The sequence below is a fragment of the Tamaricihabitans halophyticus genome (assembly GCF_004340875.1).
GTDB classification, from domain to species: Bacteria; Actinomycetota; Actinomycetes; order Mycobacteriales; family Pseudonocardiaceae; genus Tamaricihabitans; species Tamaricihabitans halophyticus.
The window spans coordinates 1-3,541 of sequence record NZ_SLXQ01000042.1 but is presented as its reverse complement, the minus strand read 5'-3'; the positions used below and the strand labels follow the sequence as shown (position 1 = coordinate 3,541).

At 65.8% G+C, this 3,541-nt stretch carries 1 protein-coding gene; it reads right to left on the bottom strand.

Annotation, left to right across the window (positions count from 1 at the left end; all coding sequences use genetic code 11):
- Nucleotides 1–3,541 (bottom strand): type I polyketide synthase (locus EV191_RS29950; RefSeq protein ID WP_132881498.1); only part of this gene is annotated, 3,541 nt, incomplete at both ends.

Sequence of the window (3,541 nt, the reverse complement as noted above, 5' to 3'; positions counted from 1 at the left end):
GTGGACAACCCAGCCGAAGCAAGCGCACTCCGAATCACCCGCTGCTGCGAAGGACCATTCGGCGCCGTCAACCCATTCGACGCACCATCCGAATTGGTGGCTGAGCCGCGCACGACGGCGAGAATCGGTAACCCGTCCCGAATCACATCCGACTGGCGGGCTAGCACTACCATGCCAACGCCTTCGGACCAACCGACCCCGTCCGCGCCGGCGCCGAAGGCCTTACAGCGCCCGTCCGGAGCCAGCCCACCTTGGGCCGCGAAGTCAGCGAACGCACCTGGGGTGGACATCACGGTGACGCCGCCGGCAAGGGCCAGCGAACATTCCCCTGATCGCAACGCTTGGCTGGCCAGGTGTAGTGCCACAAGCGAGGATGAGCATGCCGTGTCCACGGTCATCGTGGGACCTTCGAAACCGAAGGTATACGCAACGCGTCCGGACGCGATACTTGGCGAGGTTCCGTTTCCTTGGAAACCGGCGAATTCCTCATCCTGTAGCAGCGCGGCGTAGTCGTTGTACATCACACCCGCGAACACCCCGGTGTCGGTGCCGCGCAGGGTGGTCGGGTCGATTCCGGCACGCTCCAGGCTTTCCCAGGTTGTTTGTAGCAACAGCCGTTGCTGCGTATCGGTAGCCAGTGCCTCTCGTGGGCTCATCCCGAAAAAGGCGGGATCGAACAGTCCCGCGTCGGCCAGGAAACCACCGGCTAGTTCTGGTTGGTCTGGCCCAAATAGGACGTCAAGGTCCCAACCGCGGTTAGCTGGTACTCCGGTGATCGCGTCTCCCCTGCCCATGGTCAGGTTCCACAGGTCTTCGGGCGTGCCGACGCCACCTGGATATCGGCAGGCCATGCCGACCACGACGATGGGGTCTGTGGTACTGGCCGCCGTTGTGCGTGTTGTCGTGCTATCCGAGCCAAAGAGTTCGTCGAGGAGGTACGCGACAAGCGCCATCGCGGTTGGCTGGTCGAAGACCACCGTTGCCGGTAGCCGCATGCCGGTGGCCGCGCCAAGCCGGTTGCGGTACTCGACCGCGGTGAGCGAATCGAAGCCGAGATCGCGGAACCGGGTCTCCGGATCGACACGACTCGGGTCGGGGTGGCCGAGCACGTTCGCTGCTTCGTCGCGGACGAGTTCGAGCAGCGCAGCGTGCCGGTCGGCCGGTGAGAGTTCGGCTAACCGGCCGCGTAGTGCCGTCGCGGGTGCCGACCCGGCGTTGGCTGATCGCCGACTGGTCGTGCGGATGAGGCGACGCAACAGATGAGGGACGTGGCCCTGCTTTCGGATCGCCGCAAGGTCAAGCCGCGCGGGTACGAAGGTGGGTGCACCTGTGGCGATATCCAACAATGCCAGGGCATGTCGCGCGCTTAGTGGTCGTATTCCAGCCTTTGCGTGCCGCTCGCTCGCCGCATCACCGAGTTCGCTGGCCATCCCGCGCTCCCATGGCCCCCAGGCGAGTGATTCGGCGGGGAGTCCGAGGTTGTGGCGATAGACCGCGAGCGCGTCCAGAAACGCGTTTGCCGCCGCGTAGTTCGCTTGCCCGGCGCTGCCCAGGACGCCGGCTGCGGAGGAGAACAGGACGAACCGGTTCAGTTCTGGCAGCAACTCGTGCAGGTGCCAGGCGGCGTCGGCCTTCGGGCGAAGCACGGCATCGAGTCGTTCCGGGGTCAAGGATTCGACCACGCCGTCGTCGAGTGCGCCGGCCGCGTGTACGACGGCCGAGAGTGATTCGCCGGCCAGCACCGCTGCCAACGCATTCCGGTCGGTTACATCGCATCCGACTGATCGCACGCCGGGTAGGTCGTTCAGTGGCTTAGGTATGGTGCCCGACCGGCTCAGTAACAAGACATCGGCGACCCCGTGCGTTTCGATCAGATGCCGGGTAACCGCCTCGGCGAGCGCACCACTTCCGCCGGTCACCAGGACTGTTCCATTCCCCCAGCCGGCTCCGCCGGCAGCCGGTTCGGTTTCGGCGGCACGTATCAACCTTGGCGCGGTCGCTTCGGCGCCGACGACCAGCTGTGGTTCCTGCGCGACCTGCGCGCACGCCCGGAACACCGCGTCGGGGGTCCAGCCCTCGGCCAAGTCGATGAGCCCGAAGTTTCCTGGATGTTCGGTCTGAGCCGCCCGGACTAGACCGTGGACGGCGGCCGCCGCGATGTCGGTACCAGTGGTCGCGCCCGACGTAACGAAAGTCAGCACGGCGTCGGCGGGATGTTCGTCCGATAGCCAGTCGTGAATGCACGCGAGTGCCTGTCTCGCGAGCGTGTGCGTTGCACCGATGATGTCCTCGTCCCCGGTGAGGCAGACGATGACGTGGCGGTCGTCCTTGGCCGAGCTTAGGTCGGCGCGGTGCCTGGTGTACGACCCGCTGGCCAGCTCGGTGTTGAGCAGATCGTGTGGATCGCTACCAACGAGGGTAATGGTTGCCGGTTCGGCGGGTAGGTCGATGGACAGGTACTTGGCCAGGTAGAGCTCGTCGGTGCTCGCTGCCCTGGCCGCGACCGGTCTGGTCGTGAGCGCTTCTATCGTGGCGAGCGGTTGTCCTGTGCCGTCGGCGGCGGTGATCCTGAGTGTGTTGTCGTCGAGCCGGGTCAGCCGTAGTCGTGCGGTATCGGCGCCACTGGCATGCAGTGTCACGCCGCGCCAGGAGAACGGCAGTGCGGCCTTGCCCTCGGTTTCCGCGAGCATCGTCGCGTGCAGTCCGGCATCGAGTAGTACGGGGTGCATCCCGTATCGGGCGGCGTCGCTGGTCTCGTTGCGCAGCGACACTTCGGCGTAGATGTCGGCGTTCTGCTGCCAGGCAGACCGAAGGCATTGGAACGCCGGACCGTAGTGGAATCCGGCTTCGGCGAGCCGAGCGTAGGCGTCCTCTGTCGACAGTGCGGTTGCATCTGGCGGCCATTCGACGAGGGTGGTTGCGGCGCCTGGGGTGGCGTCGCCGAGTTCGCCGGTGGCGTTCAGCTGCCACGGATCGTCTATCGCGCCGGCCCGTCGTGAGTGGATGGTGATGGTGTGTTCGTCGGTGACGCGGAGTTGAATTTGCACCGCGCCGGTTTCCGGAAGTAGGACTGGTTCCGCGAGGGTCAGTTCCTCGATACGGTCTCGGCCGACCTGGTCTGCGGCGTGGATCGCAAGCTCGAGCAGCGCGGTTGCGGGCAGTATCACCTGGTCGCCTACGGCGTGGTCAGCGAGCCAGCTGTGTGTAGCACGGCCGATCCGGGTGGTGAACACGACGCCATCGGTGTCGGCGAGCGGCACTGCCGCGCCGAGTAGCGGATGCGCGGCGGCTTCCACCCCTAGCCCGGTCGCGTTCGCGGGCCCTGTGCCACTACTCGGCCAGTAGCGTTCGTGTTGGAAGGCGTAGGTGGGAAGTTGAATGAGCCGTCCGCCGGGGATCAGTGGCTGCCAGTCGATTGTGGTGCCGGTGACGTGCAGGCGGGCCAGGGCGGTGAGGAACGCGGTTTCTTCGTCTTGGTCTTTGCGCAGTGTCGGGATTCCGTCTACCAGTGCGGAGAGGGTGCCGTCTGGTCCGATCTCGA